Origin of the sequence: Pseudoalteromonas sp. CF6-2 (genome assembly GCF_021729425.1) — a bacterium.
In the GTDB taxonomy this organism is placed as follows: Bacteria; Pseudomonadota; Gammaproteobacteria; order Enterobacterales; family Alteromonadaceae; genus Pseudoalteromonas; species Pseudoalteromonas arabiensis.
Map to the genome: position 1 here is coordinate 567872 of NZ_CP091442.1, position 16538 is coordinate 584409.

Genomic DNA, 16538 nt, shown 5'->3' on the forward strand with positions numbered 1-16538 from the left:
TTTATAAAAGCTGTTTTTTAACAGCTTTTATTTTATCTGGTATTAATCCACTTATGCATGTGAAGTTTTCGCTGTCGCGTTGGCAGCTTTTAGCTTGGCTAATTGGCCTGCTGCTTGTTACACCTTTAGGTTTTTTGTTATTTGAATCTCTACAAGGGGATTCGGATGTATTTCAGCACCTTTTCGATACGGTGCTGTGGGATTATACCCGTAATACGTTATTGCTCATTTTAGGAGTGGGGCTTTTAAGTTGTGTTATTGCGTTGCCGCTAGCTTGGTTAACGGCTTATTGTGACTTTCCTGGGCGAAAACAGTTTGAGTGGGCGTTAATGCTGCCCTTAGCAATGCCCACCTATTTAATTGCTTATGTTTACACTGACCTACTTGATTATGCGGGACCTGTGCAAATAGCCTTAAGAGAGTGGTTTGGTTGGCAATCACCGGATGACTACTGGTTTTTTGATATTCGCACTTTAACTGGGGCGATCGTGATGATTGCGTTGGTGCTTTATCCTTATTTATTTCTGATTTTCAAAACGGCACTTCGAGAGCAGTCGTTTAAATTAGTACAAGCAAGTCAGCTTATGGGGCTTTCGCCAATACAAAGCTTTTTAAGGGTGAGCTTACCGCTTGGACGCGGTGCGATTGTCGCGGGTATTACCTTGATCAGTATGGAAGCGATGGCCGACTTTGCTACAGTTAACTACTTTGCCGTGAGCACACTCACGACCGCTGTTTACGATACGTGGCTTGGTTATTACTCTTTAACCGCTGCAGCGAAAATTTCGGGTATTATGCTGCTCATTTTATTTTTAACTATCATGGTTGAGCGCTTTAGCCGTCGCAATCAAGCCGTGTATGAGCGCCAATCTAGTGTTAATAGCGCAACACTTTATCGCTTAAAAGGCGGTACTGCATGGGCTGCAAGCTTAGCTTGCACAGTCGTACTGGTACTGGCTTTTATCTTGCCGGTTGGAGTGTTAGTTAAATACGCCGTTGTGTATGCCGATGAAGCATGGAATGGAGCATTTTTTAGTTACGCTTGGCAAAGTTTTAAAGTAGCGATTGTGGTGAGCCTAGTAACCATTTTACTGAGCTTACTGGTCTTGTTTTATCAGCGGATTGCTAAACACGCTTACCCTTTGATCCCAGGCCGTTTAGCAAGTACTGGCTATGCTCTGCCTGGAACCGTGCTAGCCATCGCGGTATTGTTGCCTCTAACTCAATTAGATGATGCATTAAATAACTGGCTTGAGCCTTTTGGCTTATCGCCTGGGTTACTTTTGAGTGGCACTTTATTTGCGATGATATTTGCTTATGTTGTGCGGTTTTATGCGATTGCGCATGGGGCACTTGAAAGCAGCTTCTTACGTATAAGCCCGTCGTTAGATATGGCAAGCCAATCAATGGGGAAGGGGCCATTGCAAACTTTGCGTAAAGTTCATTTACCCTTGTTAAAACGCGGCATTCTTACCGCAGGTTTGTTAGTCTTTATTGAATGCATGAAAGAGCTGCCCGCCGCATTATTATTAAGGCCATTTAACTTTGAAACACTGGCAACCCATGTGTTTCAGTATGTTAGTGATGAGCAGTTGGAGCTTGCCTCAATTTCAGCGTTATTGATTGTTTTAGTGGGGCTTATTCCTTTGTATTTCGTTAATCGTTCGATGGAGCAACATCACTCATGAGCCATTTAGTAATTAAAGACTTAGCTTATCAGTACAATGGCACTAAGGTTTTGAGTGGGTTAAGCCTCAATGTGAAGCAAGACGAAATAGTGTGTTTATTAGGGGCCAGTGGCTGTGGCAAAACCACAACCCTAAAAGCAATCGCGGGAATTTTGCAGCCTGAGCAAGGCTACATGAGTATCGATTCTAATATTGTGAACGATAATGGGGTTTTTGTTGCACCCCAAAAGCGCAATATCGGCATGATGTTTCAAGATTATGCGTTATTTCCTCATCTTACAGTGAGTGACAATATTGCGTTTGGTCTCAACACGATGAGTAAAGAGCAAAAACGTCAGCGAGTGAACGAGATGCTCACTTTAGTTAAGCTTGATGGTTGTGCCAAGCGATATCCTCACCAGCTCTCAGGTGGCCAACAGCAACGAGTCGCGATTGCCCGTGCACTTGCTTATAAACCAAGTTTGTTACTTCTTGATGAGCCATTTTCAAATATTGATACCCAAGTAAGGTTTGAGCTAATTGCCGATATTCGTCGGATTATCAAAGCGCAAAAAGTTTCTGCGGTATTTGTTACCCATTCAAAAGAAGAGGCGTTTGCCTTTGCTGATACACTTGCTGTTATGCATGGTGGAAAAATAGCCCAACAAGGCTCTGCTGAGCAGTTATTTAGCCAACCTAACTCAAAGGTGGTTGCAGAGTTTCTTGGTACGGGCATATACTTAACGGCAAAAGCATTAACCGCAACTGAATATGAGACGGTGTTCGGGGTTGTATCGTCAACCAATGCAGGTAACCATGATTGCGTACAAGGTCAAATTTATGTGCGCCCTCATCATATCCAGTTGTGTAAAGCAGAAAATGGCGATGCTCAAGGCTTAACTATTTTGCAAAGACGTTTTATCGGCACGCGTTATGTGTACCGTATTAATATTGCAGGGCAGGAGCTCGAAGTGGCCGCAGAGCAAGACCACGTTTTCTCGGTCGAACAGCCAGTAAAAATAAAAATAATGCCGCACACGGTCAATTTTTTTCGAGATTAAACATGATGTGAAATCCTAAATTGTTGATTGTGTGCCTGATAATGAATAGCTAAGGATTCACTATGGCGCAAGCGCAATCTGGGATTTGTGCTGAAGCAAACTTACATGGTTTGCACCTGTTTTTTAACGTCTATGATGGCCACGATGAGTCATTACGAAAAAAACTAAAGCGTGTAAATGTAATACAAGACGAATTTTCTGATCAGTTCTCTGAGGCTATGCTGTCTTGTGTTGTTGCTGTTGGGGCGCAATATTGGCCGCATATATTGCCTGAGTTTATTCCAAGTCAATTACAAAGCTTTCCAAATGTCACACACAGTGAACATGTTGTAAGCGCACAACCGTTCGATTTATTTGTGCAAATTCGCTCTGACCGTGAAGACGTCAATCATTTATTTGCCCTGCAAATTTTAAAATTGTTTACACCGGATGTTGAGCTAGTGGAGCAAGTTCGTAACTTTCGCTTTTTGGATGGGCGAGATTTTAATGGTTTTATCTACGCCGGCGACACACCTCACGGTAGACAAAAACGCAGTACGGCACTAGTCAATAAACCAGGGCATTTTGAAGATCAAGGTAGTTATATTCATGTGCAGCGGTTTGTCCACGATCTAACGGTGTGGCAGTACTTGTCTTTATCAGAGCAAGAGCAAATAATGGGGCGTACTCGCCTTGATAATACCTTAGTTGTGCCGGCAATTGAAACGAGCCATGCAGTGAGATCAGAGCTCAAAGATGAGCATGGTCTGCCGCTATTACTCAATCAGAGTATGCCATTTGGCGACGTTCACAAACAGGGCATACTCATGGTGTCGTGTGCCGCACAAGGTGACTCATTTGAACACGTACTGAAAAGTCGTTTAGGGCAGGGCGAGCATTATGATCATTGGCTTGATTTTACACAAGCTGATATGGGTTCGGCATTTTTCGCCCCGTCAGTGAATTTTCTAAAGCAACTTTAAACAGTATCGAATAAGGTGCGAACACGCTCAAGCGTAACATCAATTTCAGACACTTTTGCAGGGGCGATAAAAATAGTATCGTCACCTGCAATGGTTCCTAGCACACCGTCTGCTTTACCTAATGAATCAAGTAAACGTGCAATAAGCTGCGCAGCCCCTGGACTGGTGCGAATAATGATCATCATTTCGTTATGCATAATGTCGATAACAAGCTGACGCAACGGGCTTTTCGCCGTTGGTACGCCCATTTCGGCCGGTAAGCAATACACCATTTCTTGTTTCGCGTTACGAGTACGTACCGCACCAAATTTACTCAACATGCGCGAGACTTTACTCTGGCTGATGTTATCAAAGCCTTGCTCTTTTAATGCATCTACAATTTCACCTTGTGAGCCGAAGTTTTCTTCTTTTAATAACGATTTAAACGCTTTGATTAGTGCTTCTTGTTTATCTTGAGGTTGCATGCTGTCGTATCTTTATTCATAAAATGTGAAGTAATTCTACACAATTATGCATACTTATGCAGTATTTGTTTGAATTTGTCGGCTAAATGAAGGCACTTTACAACATAGTTTACAACTATGGTCGAAATTATATGCGAAATAAGCAGGATAAATTTGTTTTTAGTCGCTAATTTCATTATCTTTAGGGCCACAAGTATTTCCTACCTCAAATTACGGAGAATTCCAATGAAAGTTGCTGTTTTAGGCGCAGCTGGCGGTATCGGCCAAGCATTGTCTTTATTATTAAAAACAAGTTTACCTGCAGGTTCTGAATTATCGTTATACGATGTTGCCCCTGTTGTTCCTGGTGTAGCGGTTGATCTTTCTCACATCCCAACAGACGTTAAAGTTGAAGGCTTTGGTGCTGACGACCTAGATGCAGCATTAGCTGGTTGTGATATCGTTCTTATCCCAGCGGGTATGCCACGTAAGCCGGGTATGGACCGTGCGGACCTTTTCAACGTAAACGCAGGTATCATCAAAACATTAGCTGAAGGCATCGTAAGAAACTGCCCTAAAGCGTTAGTAGGTATCATCACTAACCCAGTTAACGGCACTGTGCCAATCGTTGCTGAAGTATTCAAAAAAGCGGGCACTTACGATGCGAATCGTGTATTCGGTATCACAACACTTGACGTGATCCGTTCAGAAGCATTTGTTGCTGAACTTAAAGGTTTAAGCGCTACAGACGTTAAAGTTCCAGTGATCGGTGGTCACTCAGGTACGACTATTCTTCCTCTTCTTTCTCAAGTTGAAGGTGTTACTTTCACTGACGAAGAAGTTGCAGCATTAACACCACGTATCCAAAATGCAGGTACTGAAGTTGTTAACGCTAAAGCGGGTGGCGGTTCAGCGACGCTTTCAATGGGTGCAGCCGCAGCGCGTTTTTGTATGTCTTTAGTTAAAGGCTTACAAGGTGAAGACGTTGTTGATTACGCATACGTTGCAGTTGAGAACGGTGACGCGGCATACTTCGCACACCCAGTACGTTTAGGTAAAAACGGTGTTGAAGAAATCCTTTCTTACGGTGAATTAAGTGCATTCGAAGAGCAAGCTAAAAACGATATGTTAGCGACACTTAACAAAGACATCCAAGAAGGTGTTGATTTCATCAACGGCTAATACCCAGATGAAAATGGGGGTATTCTCTAGTCGATGTCCTCAATAATAAAAAAGCCTGCAATTGCAGGCTTTTTTGTGGCTCGAATAAATTGGGTTTAATGATCCCGCGCAACGGCGATGCGGGCTAAACTCTCAAGTGCTTGCTTGTACGGTGTATCTGGTAAAAAAGCAATACAAGCAATCGCTTTGTCGGCTTCTTGTTCTGCTTTTTGCATCGCAAACTCAAGGGCTTTAGTATCAGCTAATGCCGTTAGAATGCTCTCTAAGTGGTCCATACCATTACCAAGCTCAATGGCTTCGCGTACTAGCTTAACTTGCTCTGGTGTGCCTTTTTGCATTGCGTAGATTAGCGGTAGGGTAGGTTTACCTTCAGCTAAATCATCACCAATATTCTTACCAAGTTGCGTGGCATCAGCATTGTAATCAAGCACATCATCAACAAGCTGGAAGGCGGTGCCTAAATGCATGCCGTATAAGTTTAAGGCATCAAGGGTTTGTTGATCTTGCTCAGTGATAATGGCGGCTAAACCGGTCGCTGCCTCAAATAATTTGGCAGTTTTACTATAAATAACCTGCATATAGCTTTGTTCTGTGGTGTCAGGGTCATTACAGTTCATTAATTGTAAGACTTCACCTTCTGCGATGACATTCGTTGCATCTGCAAGTGTTTGCATAATAGGCATTTTACCTAGCCCAACCATTAACTGGAATGAACGAGTATAGATAAAGTCGCCTACTAATACGCTCGCTGCATTACCAAACTCGGCATTAGCCGTGGGTGTTCCTCGGCGTAGGTTAGACTCATCTACTACATCATCATGTAGTAAGGTTGCGGTATGAATAAACTCTATGATGGTGGCAAGCGTAATGTGATCTTTACCCTCATAGCCTAATGCTTTTGCCGCTAAAATAGCTAACATAGGGCGTACACGTTTGCCGCCGCTGTTTACTATATATAAGCCAAGTTGGTTTACCAATGCGACATCTGAGCGCATTTGGGCGTGTATAAGTTGATTGACGTCATTCATTTCACTTTCGATTAACGTCTGGATAGCTTTTATATCCATTGATCTCCGAGCCGATTTTTATGGGTATACGGGGCTGATTGTACATCAAAAATCGCACTTGCTCGATATTTTGTGACGATTCACCAAAAAAACACCTTAAAGTTTTTTATTTAGAGCTAAATTTGTCGAGTTAAGTTTATCACCTTGTTTAATAAGTAATCGGTATTACTACCTCGGTGACTCGGTTTTGTGACTGAAATTTAATTGTCACAAGATCGTAAAAAGCGCTTGGCAAGAGGCGTTTTTAGGATAAAATAAGGGAAAATATTGAATTGCTCTCAATGCAGCTATTTTTTATTCATTTTATCGAAAAAGAGGCTTGCTAGTTTTTGCGCATTAGCGTAAACTTCGCGCCCTATTGAAGAATATTTTAGTTGCGTCGATTTGAGGGCGCACAGACGGAGTTAATTATGTACGCGGTTTTCCAAAGTGGTGGTAAACAGCACCGTGTGACTGAAGGTCAAACAATTCGTCTTGAGAAATTAGACGTTGAAACTGGTGCAGCAGTTGAATTTGATTCAGTACTTTTAGTTGCTGATGGTGAGAAAATCGAGATCGGTGTACCGTTCGTAAACGGTGGTAAAGTGACAGCTGAGGTTGTTTCACACGGTCGCGGTGAGAAAGTGAAGATTGTTAAATTTAGACGTCGTAAGCATTCTCGTAAGCAAATGGGCCATCGTCAATGGTTCACTGAAGTTAAAATCACTGGCATTAGCGCTTAATTTAGAGGTACTGAGAAATGGCACATAAAAAAGCAGCTGGTAGTACTCGTAACGGTCGCGATTCAGAAAGCAAACGCCTAGGTGTTAAGCGTTTTGGTGGCGAATCAGTTCTAGCGGGCAGCATCATTGTTCGTCAACGTGGTACTCGTTTCCACGCTGGCGCTAACGTAGGTATCGGTAAAGACCACACTATCTTCGCAAAAGCAGATGGTAAAGTTCAATTCGAACAGAAAGGTCCTTTAAACCGTAAATACGTAAATATCGTAGCTGAGTAATCATCTCGATATTTGAAAAACCCCGCCTTTGCGGGGTTTTTTGTTTTAAGGCACTCGATTATATAGCTAAGCATCTTCGGCACTGTACGAAGATGCTTAGCTATATAATTAGGTGTATAATAGAGTTATTAATAAGCCAATCTTAAAGTGAGTAATCATGAAGTTTGTAGATGAAGTAGAAATTCGTTGTGACGCGGGTGATGGCGGCAGCGGTGTCGTATCTTTCCGACGTGAAAAATATGTGCCGGATGGCGGTCCTGACGGCGGTGATGGCGGCGATGGTGGCAGTGTCTATCTACAAGCTGATGAAAACTTAAACACACTTATTGATTATCAATTTGAGCGTTTTCATAAAGCAGAGCGTGGCACAAATGGTCAAAGCCGTAATATGACGGGTAAAAAAGGTGCAGACCTTGTGTTAAAGGTGCCGGTTGGCACACGTATTACGGATGTTGATACTGAAGAGTCACTAGGTGACCTTACTCAACACGGTCAAAAAACGGTTGTTGCTAAAGGTGGTTTCCATGGCTTAGGGAATGCACGCTTTAAATCGAGCACAAACCGTGCTCCTCGTCAGAAAACATTGGGCACACCAGGTGAGGTTCGTAGTTTACGTTTAGAGCTAATGTTACTTGCAGATGTTGGTTTACTGGGTTTACCAAATGCAGGCAAGTCAACGTTCATTCGCAGCGTATCTGCAGCCAAACCGAAAGTGGCTGATTATCCGTTTACTACATTGGTACCAAACTTAGGCGTGGTTCGTCCTGATGCTAATAAGTCATTCGTTATTGCTGATATCCCAGGCTTAATTGAAGGCGCATCAGACGGTGCAGGTTTAGGCATTCGTTTCTTAAAGCATCTAGAGCGTTGTCGCGTACTTTTACATATTATTGATGTGATGCCTATTGATGGTTCGAACCCTGTCGATAATGCCTTTGCTATCATTAATGAGCTACACCAATACAGCCCTAAGCTTGCTGAGAAACCTCGCTGGTTAGTATTTAATAAGATTGATCTACTACCAGAAGATGAGGCTGAGGCTTTATGTAAGCAAATTGCTGAGGAGATAGGCGAAGAGACAAACGTGTATCAAATTTCAGCAGCAAATAAGCAAAATACGCAAGCCTTGTGCCATGACATTATGGCGCTATTGGATAGCATGCCAAAAGAGAAGTTTGCTGAAGAAGAAAAAGAAGAAGTTGAATTTAAGTGGGATACTTATCATCAAAAAGCAACATCGAAAGATGATGACGATTGGGATGATTGGGACGAAGATGACTACGACGTTGAAGTCATTTACGAACGTTAAAATTTTAAATAAAAAAGGAGCTTTTGCTCCTTTTTTGTTATTAAGAAAAAAGTATTAGGATTTAATGTGAAAATTTCAATGATTGCTGCAATGGCAAATAACCGTATTATTGGCCAAGATAATCAAATGCCATGGCATTTACCTGCTGACTTACAACACTTTAAGCAAGTAACAATGGCTAAACCTGTTATTATGGGCCGTAAAACATTTGAATCTATTGGCCGACCTTTACCAGGGCGTCAAAATATTATTATTAGCCGTAATGCGCAATATAAAGCTGAAGGCATTGAGGTTGTGACTTCGCCAGAAGCGGCGCTAGCCCTTGTAAAAGAAGAAGATGAAGTGATGATCATTGGTGGTGGAAATATCTATCAGCAATTTCTTGCTCAAGCTGAACGCCTATATTTAACCTTCATCGATTTGGATGTAGAAGGTGATACACAGTTCCCAGATTACGAAAATGTTGCTGATTGGACAATTGTAGAGCAAGAGCAGAAGCAACCAGATAACAAAAATCCTTATTCATATACCTTTGTTACCTTGTATAAAAATTCGTAACATTATTGCGATGAATCAGATTGATTGGTACAATAATAGTCAATCTTGGTAAGTAAAAAGTATTACATAAGGGCAAAATATGATAAAGCTACCAAATATGTTACTAGCTGCGGCGGTTGTTTCGGCTTCAGTTGCGTACACTGCACCCGTTAAAGCTAATGATCAACTAGCTGTTTCTATTTGTGAGTATATTGCTGCGGACGACAAAAGCCGTTTACGTGGTAAATTAAAAAGTTCACGTATTAAAATTCGTAACATCATTGATTCTGTAAAGTGTAATGGTAACAATATGCTTCGCCACGCGATTGAAAGCGGTGCAAATGATACCGGCGAATACATTGTTAAAAACCTTTCTAAAAGCTCTTTAGAAGACGGTGCAGACCTTGCTTGGGCTGAATCTAATCATAGTGGCTCGCCTCTTATTGCAGTTATTAAAGAGCGCGCAGGACTTTAATTCCAAAAGTCTTAAAAGCAAGCGTTTGAAAAACCGCACATGTTGCGGTTTTTTTGTGCCTGAGTGATATCAATCCGCAATAATACTCAATCATTTTGAGGGATTAAACCTGCGCTACCTGCGTTAAAAAGTTCTTATTTACGACACGGCATGGATGCAGAAGGTAGAGCAATGCAGGAGCAATTGCCGAAAACAACTTAATAACGAAATTTTGCCTTGTTATCAATGAGGTTTTATTGCCTCAAAACAAACCACTTAATTAAGCGAATTGGTATCATTGCTGTTCGCGAGACATTTATCAAATATTCCTGATTTTACTTATAAAAAAACCGTATTTGCTATGGCAAACACGGTTTTTAGTAATCTAAATTGTCAGTCGCAATCTACACTTTAAACGCGTCAACAGATAAGCGAAGCTCCTCGGCAAGCTTAGCGACTTCAGAGCTTGAGATGTTGGTCTGGTTAGCCCCTTCTGCTGTTTGCTCTGCGATTGCAACGATTGACTCTAAGCGTTCGCTAATTTCTTGTGATACTTGCTGTTGCTCGTGTGCCGCTGTCGATATTTCCTCACTGACATTATGTGCTTGTGCAACGGCTGCAGTGATTGAATCAAGAGCTGTATTGGCCTGATCTGATTGCTCAACACATGATTCAGCTTGTTGCTTACCTTTCGACATAGCTGATACAGCAGCTTCAGCGCCAACCTGAAGCGATTCAATCATAGCTTGAATCTCTTGCGTAGACTCTTGTGTTTTACTTGCTAGAGAGCGTACTTCGTCTGCTACAACCGCAAAGCCTCGACCTTGTTCACCAGCACGTGCTGCTTCAATAGCGGCATTCAGTGCAAGCAGGTTAGTTTGTTCTGCAATACCACGAATTACATCTAAGATACCGCCAATCGACGCGCTGTCTTTATGAAGCTTATTGATAACTTGCGATGCATCATCCACCTCACGAGCAAGCTGTTCAATAGTTGCTTTGTTTTGCGATGAGATACCTTTAACACGATCCGCTTCTTTATCTGCGTTTTTAATTTCACTCAACGCCTGCTGTGCACTGCTGCTTACAGCTTGTGAGGTGCTGCTCATTTCAGTGGTTGCGGTGGCTGCCTGTTCAACCTGAGCTTGTTGGTTACGGATGGCTTGGCTAGATTCTTCAGTGATTGCTGAAGTCTCTTCAGATGCCGCAGCAAGCTGAGTTGAACGAGAGATAATGCCTTGAATAAGCGTACGCAAGCTTTCGATTAGTGTATTACAGCTTCGCGATAACTCACCAAACTCATCTTTGGCAGTGTCATCTAAACGTTGGGTCATATCGCCACTTGCAACAATATCGAGTACTCGGTTTACTTCAGCAAGTGGCTTAGTGATACGACTAACGGTAATCGCTGCAACAGCAATGGCAAGTAAAGTTGCGATAACCATGGCAATCCAAGTCCAAATAGTTGCTGTAGATACATTACCACTTACATCTTGCTGCAAGTCGAAAGCAAGCACTGTCGATTGATCTACAAGCTCTTTAAGTTGCTTTAGGGCTTCTGCCGTCGATTTTTCTGCATTTGCCAGCTCAGCCTGAGTTTGTGCAATAGCATCAATCAAACGCTTTTTATTTGCAGATAAGCTGTTATTTCCTTTTACATTTTTAGCTAGTGCTTCGTAGTAGCCGTTCAGATCATTAAATAAACCCGCATTGCTATCAATAATAGCAGGGCGAATTAAACCTAAACTACGCTCAACTTCTTCAAGGTAGTATGTTTGCTCATTTTTTATGATATCGAGGGTGTTGTGGGTTTTAACCGTTAGCATATCGGTACTATTTGTTACCACAGACTGAAAATTATTTTCCATGCTATTGGCTGCTTGATAAGCGCGTGAGTTGTTTTCTTCAAGTCCATCGATGTCAATAATATCAAGCACGACTGAGTTGGCGTCTTCAGCACTGATCTCAATCTCTTCTAATTGAGTGCGAAGGGTTTTGTTAAGTTCTAATTGGGTTTTCTTATCGGCAAATAAGTTATCGACAGATTTAACAAAGCGTTTGTAGGTTTGCTCAACTTGCTGGCTGCTTTGCTTAAGTTCAGGATCGTTACTAACAACATCTTGTAAATCTTTATATGAGCTATCGTAGCGCTTTTTCTGCTCATTAAAGTTTTTGCGTAAGCTTGCAAGCTCATCTTGAGAAGCTGAATAAAAGCTCGCTTGAGCAGATTTACTCATTAAAATGAACTCGACCTGTAATTCATAACTTTTGTCTAAAGCAGGCAACGATAGTTGGTTCACTCGCTGTGTTGATTGATCAATACTGGTAATTCTGATCAATGAGTTACCACCAATAAATAGCAGGAGTAACGTAATGACAATGAAGCCACCCCAAATACGCTGTCTAACGGTCAAGTTCATAAATAATTCCACAAAAGAGTACTAATCCAAATTTATCGGCAGAGTTACCAATAAGTTAAGTATTTAAATTTAATTAGCTTTAATTTAAATTTACTTTAATTGTTATAAATCTAACAGATGTTCAGCTAATTTTCAGTTTATTTTAGATGAAAGAGTGGGAACTTTCGATAAAATGCTTCTTTTGTGCGAGTTCCATGAGTGTCATGCTCCCACCCCAAACGCAACCTGTATCAAGTCCATGCACATTTTCTTTATTGGTTTTCCCTTCAAGAGCAGCCCAGTGGCCAAAAACAACGTGTTGTTTTAATTGTGAAATGTTTGGGTGTTCAAACCAAGGTATTATTGAGCTATTGTCACTAACATTGGTTTTATTATTTAACTCAAGCTTGCCATCAATATCGACAAAGCGCATACGTGTAAAGTAGTTAACAATATAGCGAAACTTGGCTTCGTTGCTTAAAGTTAATTGCCACTCATTAGGGTGGGGGTCGTACATATGAGTGAAGTAATGATTGGCATCACTACCTTGATAGCAACTTTCTGCAAAGCGAGCGCGCTTTAATGCTTTTTTAATGGACCAGTTTGGATTTAAGCCAGCGTGGCTGATAAAAGTGTCGTACTGTGCAAGCCAAATTGCAAGAGGTTGATGCTGAAGAAACTGGATATAGTCAGCACGTTTAGGGCTGTCAAAAACAGGGCCGAGTTTATCTTTTGGGTTTGCCGGTTTATTTAGATAGTGACAGGCAATGAGGTGCAGGTCATGATTGCCTAAACTGATACTGACACTGCCTTGCATATTATAGAGCCGTTCAAGGCAAGCAAGAGAATTAGGGCCTCTGGCGACAATATCACCGACTAAGTAGAGGTGATCTTGGCTAGGATTAAAGTTAACACGCTCGAGGAGCCTGTTAAATTCAAAATAGCAGCCTTGTAGATCACCAATTGCGTAGTCGGCCATTGTTACTTAATGCAGTATATTAGGGCGAGCTAGACGAAACACGTCAATGGGGGCTTCAAATTCAGTGCCGAATTCATTGCGCATTGTATAATAGCCTTGCATTGTGCCAACAGGTGTATCGAGCACAGCACCACTGGTGTATTTGTAACTTTCGCCAGGGGCAATGGTTGGTGTTTCACCAACAACACCTTCGCCCTGTACTTCAACTTCTTTACCATTAGCATCCGTTATTAACCAATAACGGCTCAATAGCTTAGCGCTGCACAAACTGTGATTTTTAATAGTGATAGAGTAGGCAAAAACGTATTTATCCTGTTCAGGTTCTGATTGCCCTTCAACATAAAAGGTCTCCACAGAGACTTTTATAGGTGAACCCAGATTACTGCTTGTTGTCATAAATCCAATTAGCTATATCAATAAATTGTTGTAAAGACAGGCTTTCTGCACGAAGCGTGATATCAATGCCAATACTTGTGAGCTCCTCAGCTGTAAGTAGGTTTGATAAACTGTTACGTAATGTTTTACGGCGTTGATTAAATGCTTCTAAACAGACCGTGTTTAATAGTTTGGTACTTTTTGCACTACGTTGCTCAGGCTTTTTAGGGATTAAACGGATGACCGCTGAGTCAACTTTAGGCGCAGGCTTAAAGCACTCTGGCGGAACATTAATCACTGGCATCGCGTGGCAATAGTACTGGGTCATCACACTTAAACGACCAAATGCTTTGCTACCAGGGCCTGCTACCATGCGCTTCACGACTTCTTTTTGTAGCATGAAGTGCATATGTTCAACATTGTCTGCAAATTCAAATAGATGAAAGAGTAGCGGTGTTGAGACGTTGTATGGCAAGTTACCAAATATTTTTAGCTTTTCATCTGCTTTTATCAAAGCACTGAAGTCGAACTTCATAGCATCACCTTGATGCACAGTTAACTTAGGTCCTAAAAAAGGATGACTGGTTAAACGCTCGGCTAGATCTTTATCTAGTTCAACAACAGTTAAATGGCCACTTAGCTCAGCCACAGGCTCAGTAATAGCCCCAAGGCCTGGGCCGATTTCTACTAAATTGTCTTCAGGTTTAGGATCAATAGCCGTGACTATTTTGTCGATGATCATGTCATCATTTAAAAAGTTTTGACCAAAACGCTTACGGGCGCGATGTCCTAAATGTACTTTATCTGTCATTGATTTTGTGCTTTTTCATGGGCGAGCTTAATCGCTTCGCGGATTGCTAATTCAAAACTACCCACATCAGCTGTACCAGTTCCAGCGAGATCGAGAGCTGTACCATGATCGACTGATGTGCGAATAAATGGCAATCCAAGGGTGATGTTAACTGAATTGCCGAAACCTTTGTATTTTAGCACAGGTAATCCCTGATCGTGATACATTGCGAGTACCGCGTCTGCCTGAGATAAATATTTATCTTGGAAAAGGGTATCGGCGGGTAATGGCCCTATTAAGTTCATACCTTGATTATTTAAAAGCTCAAGTGTTGGTGTTATCGTTTCGATTTCTTCACGGCCTAGGTGGCCATCTTCACCTGCATGCGGGTTTAAACCGCATACTAAGATACGTGGCTTTTCGATTCCAAACTTGGTTTGTAAATCATGGTTTAAAATTGTGGCAACCTTGCTCAGACGTTCTACCGTAATTGCTCGTGAAACATAAGCCAGTGGTATATGAGTGGTAACAAGCGCAACACGTAAGCCCTCAGTGGCTAATAGCATAACAACATCGGCGGTGTTTGATTGCTGAGCAAAATACTCAGTGTGACCACTAAATGAGATACCCGCTTTATTGATAATACCTTTATGCACGGGGCCAGTGACTACAGCAGCAAAGGTGCCATCCATGTTTTTTTCGCTGGCAATACGTAATGTGTCTAAGACATACTGTCCGTTGGCATCATTTAACACGCCAACTTCAACCTCTTCACCAAGATCAACTTGATGTAAATAAACACTCCCTGCAGGAGTCGTTGTAGGTGCTTGATTCTCATCAAACTTAATCAGGTCGATTGATAATCCTAGTTGCTTAGCGCGCTCTTTTAATAGCGCGCCATCAGCGATCACAACCAGTTGAGCATCCCATTGATGTTGAGCTAGTTTTATTAGTAAATCTGGGCCTATGCCGGCAGGCTCACCTGGGGTTATTGCTACTCTAATTGTCATGACGCTTATTCTGCCGGAAAGATATCAACATGGGCTTGTTCACGCATTTCTTGCTGCCAGTTGAAGCTTTCTTCTTTAAATTTACGGTTAAACAGTAATTGGTGAGCACGGTTGCGTTTTGCCAGTTCTGTTTTGTCTGCTACGCGTTTGCCCAGAAGTTGTACAATGTGCCAGCCGAACTGAGTTCTAAATGGTTCACTGATTTCATCTTTTTCTAATGAAAGAAGAGTGTTTTTAAACTCAGGTACATAGGTACTAGGGTCAGTCCAATCGTACTCGCCACCTTTTAATGCTGAACCTGGGTCTTCAGAGTATTCTTTTGCAAGCTCTGCAAAGTCAGCTTTGCCTTCACGTAGCTCTTTTGCGAAGCCTTTTAGCATATCACGGGCTTTCTCTTCACTTAAGATGATTGAAGGCTTAATAAGAATATGGCGAGAGCGTACTTCTGTTGTTTCAACAACTTGGCGTCCACGTACGTCTTGAACTTTAATAATATGAAAGCCTGCGCCTGAGCGAAGTGGGCCAACAATATCATCTTTTTTATGGCCTTTTACTGCCTCAGCAAAAAGAGAGGGCATTTCATTGATGCTCATCCAGCCTAGTTGACCACCTTCAAGTGCTTTTGAGCCACTTGATGATGAAATTGCAATACGTTTGAACTCTTTACCATCTTCTAAGAACTCGATGACTTTATCTGCGCGAGTTTTTGCGCTCGCAATTTCATCAGGTGTTGCATCACTTGGGATATCAATCAAGATATGACCGATGTCATACTCTTCGGCATTTTTACCCTGAGTTTCCATGATTTTTAAAAGGTTATCGATTTCTTGTGGGCTAATATAAATTCGGCGATCGACATTGGCACGCATCACTTGCTGGGTTGTTATTTCTTTACGGATTTCTTCGCGATACGCAGGGAAACTTTCACCTGACGCTTCTATCGTGCGACGTAAATCAGCGATGCTACCGCCTTGCTCACGCGCCATGTTTTCGAGGGTCTGATCAAGTTGTGAATCAGAAATCTCAAGACCCATACGCTCGGCAAGTTGCATCATAAGCGCTTGGTTTACTAAACGCTCAATTGCTTGAATACGCAGGGTGTCATCAGAAGGAAGCTCTTGACCTTGTTCTGCTGCTTGCGCTTTAACACGATTAATAATCGTGTCGACTTCACTTTGTAAGATTACGCCTTGGTTAACTACACCAACCACTTTGTCAATTTCGACAGGCTTGGCGAAAACGCTTTGGCATAGGCCAACTGTTAATAATGCAGATGCAAATAATTTTTTAAAATTCATATTTTTTC

General features: G+C 41.9%; 17 protein-coding genes. 9 read left to right on the forward strand and 8 right to left on the reverse strand.

The window, feature by feature from the left end:
• Positions 1-53: 53 nt before the first annotated feature.
• The 3 genes from L3Q70_RS02695 (at position 54) to L3Q70_RS02705 (ending at position 3690) form a co-directional block, all read left to right on the forward strand.
• Entirely contained in the window at positions 54-1688 is a 1635-nt protein-coding gene (locus L3Q70_RS02695; RefSeq protein ID WP_237114815.1) for an iron ABC transporter permease, read from the forward strand.
• Positions 1685-2728, forward strand: coding sequence for an ABC transporter ATP-binding protein (locus L3Q70_RS02700; protein ID WP_237114816.1), 1044 nt, complete (start codon positions 1685-1687; stop codon positions 2726-2728). Before L3Q70_RS02695 ends, L3Q70_RS02700 begins: the two co-directional genes overlap by 4 nt.
• Positions 2729-2790: 62 nt before the next feature.
• The gene (locus L3Q70_RS02705; RefSeq protein WP_062570078.1) at positions 2791-3690 is read left to right on the forward strand and encodes a Dyp-type peroxidase; all 900 of its coding nucleotides are present in this window, start codon (positions 2791-2793) and stop codon (positions 3688-3690) included.
• On the opposite strand, the gene argR is transcribed toward L3Q70_RS02705, so the two are convergent.
• Positions 3687-4154, reverse strand: a complete 468-nt coding sequence (gene argR / locus L3Q70_RS02710; RefSeq protein ID WP_062570079.1) for a transcriptional regulator ArgR — start codon at positions 4152-4154, stop codon at positions 3687-3689. The two genes, L3Q70_RS02705 and argR, sit on opposite strands and share 4 nt — an antisense overlap.
• 225 nt (positions 4155-4379) lie before the next feature.
• Between argR and mdh the strand changes: the two genes are divergently transcribed.
• Positions 4380-5315, forward strand: a complete 936-nt coding sequence (mdh, locus tag L3Q70_RS02715; protein WP_062570080.1) for a malate dehydrogenase — start codon at positions 4380-4382, stop codon at positions 5313-5315.
• Between the two features lie 95 nt (positions 5316-5410).
• Here mdh and ispB read toward each other — a convergent pair whose 3' ends face one another.
• The gene (gene ispB, locus L3Q70_RS02720; RefSeq protein ID WP_237114817.1) at positions 5411-6382 is read right to left on the reverse strand and encodes an octaprenyl diphosphate synthase; all 972 of its coding nucleotides are present in this window, start codon (positions 6380-6382) and stop codon (positions 5411-5413) included.
• 410 nt (positions 6383-6792) lie between these two features.
• Between ispB and rplU the strand changes: the two genes are divergently transcribed.
• From rplU to L3Q70_RS02745, 5 genes are all read left to right on the forward strand, one after another.
• On the forward strand, positions 6793-7104 hold the full coding sequence (gene rplU / locus L3Q70_RS02725; protein ID WP_036965957.1) for a 50S ribosomal protein L21: 312 nt from the start codon (positions 6793-6795) through the stop codon (positions 7102-7104).
• A 17-nt stretch (positions 7105-7121) separates the two neighbouring features.
• Positions 7122-7379, forward strand: coding sequence for a 50S ribosomal protein L27 (gene rpmA, locus L3Q70_RS02730; protein ID WP_054551015.1), 258 nt, complete (start codon positions 7122-7124; stop codon positions 7377-7379).
• A 157-nt stretch (positions 7380-7536) separates the two neighbouring features.
• The gene (gene cgtA, locus L3Q70_RS02735; RefSeq protein ID WP_237114818.1) at positions 7537-8688 is read left to right on the forward strand and encodes an Obg family GTPase CgtA; all 1152 of its coding nucleotides are present in this window, start codon (positions 7537-7539) and stop codon (positions 8686-8688) included.
• 66 nt (positions 8689-8754) lie between these two features.
• A complete protein-coding gene (gene folA, locus L3Q70_RS02740) occupies positions 8755-9246 on the forward strand; it encodes a type 3 dihydrofolate reductase (RefSeq protein ID WP_062570083.1) in 492 nt (163 codons plus the stop codon).
• A gap of 79 nt (positions 9247-9325) precedes the next feature.
• The gene (locus L3Q70_RS02745; RefSeq protein WP_062570084.1) at positions 9326-9700 is read left to right on the forward strand and encodes a DUF3718 domain-containing protein; all 375 of its coding nucleotides are present in this window, start codon (positions 9326-9328) and stop codon (positions 9698-9700) included.
• A 383-nt stretch (positions 9701-10083) separates the two neighbouring features.
• Here the strand turns inward: L3Q70_RS02745 and L3Q70_RS02750 are convergent, their stop codons facing one another.
• From L3Q70_RS02750 to surA, 6 genes are all read right to left on the reverse strand, one after another.
• Positions 10084-12099: a methyl-accepting chemotaxis protein gene (locus L3Q70_RS02750; protein ID WP_062570085.1), complete on the reverse strand. Its 2016-nt coding sequence runs from the start codon at positions 12097-12099 to the stop codon at positions 10084-10086.
• Between the two features lie 142 nt (positions 12100-12241).
• A complete protein-coding gene (locus tag L3Q70_RS02755; protein WP_237114819.1) occupies positions 12242-13057 on the reverse strand; it encodes a symmetrical bis(5'-nucleosyl)-tetraphosphatase in 816 nt (271 codons plus the stop codon).
• 6 nt (positions 13058-13063) lie between these two features.
• Positions 13064-13453: a Co2+/Mg2+ efflux protein ApaG gene (gene apaG / locus L3Q70_RS02760; protein ID WP_036965974.1), complete on the reverse strand. Its 390-nt coding sequence runs from the start codon at positions 13451-13453 to the stop codon at positions 13064-13066.
• Positions 13437-14243 (reverse strand): 16S rRNA (adenine(1518)-N(6)/adenine(1519)-N(6))-dimethyltransferase RsmA, encoded by an 807-nt coding sequence (rsmA, locus tag L3Q70_RS02765; RefSeq protein WP_237114820.1) that lies wholly within the window; start codon positions 14241-14243, stop codon positions 13437-13439. Before rsmA ends, apaG begins: the two co-directional genes overlap by 17 nt.
• The gene (gene pdxA / locus L3Q70_RS02770) at positions 14240-15232 is read right to left on the reverse strand and encodes a 4-hydroxythreonine-4-phosphate dehydrogenase PdxA (protein ID WP_237114821.1); all 993 of its coding nucleotides are present in this window, start codon (positions 15230-15232) and stop codon (positions 14240-14242) included. The genes rsmA and pdxA overlap by 4 nt, the downstream gene beginning before the upstream one ends.
• A gap of 5 nt (positions 15233-15237) precedes the next feature.
• Entirely contained in the window at positions 15238-16530 is a 1293-nt protein-coding gene (gene surA, locus L3Q70_RS02775) for a peptidylprolyl isomerase SurA (RefSeq protein ID WP_062570089.1), read from the reverse strand.
• Between the last annotated feature and the right edge of the window lie 8 nt (positions 16531-16538).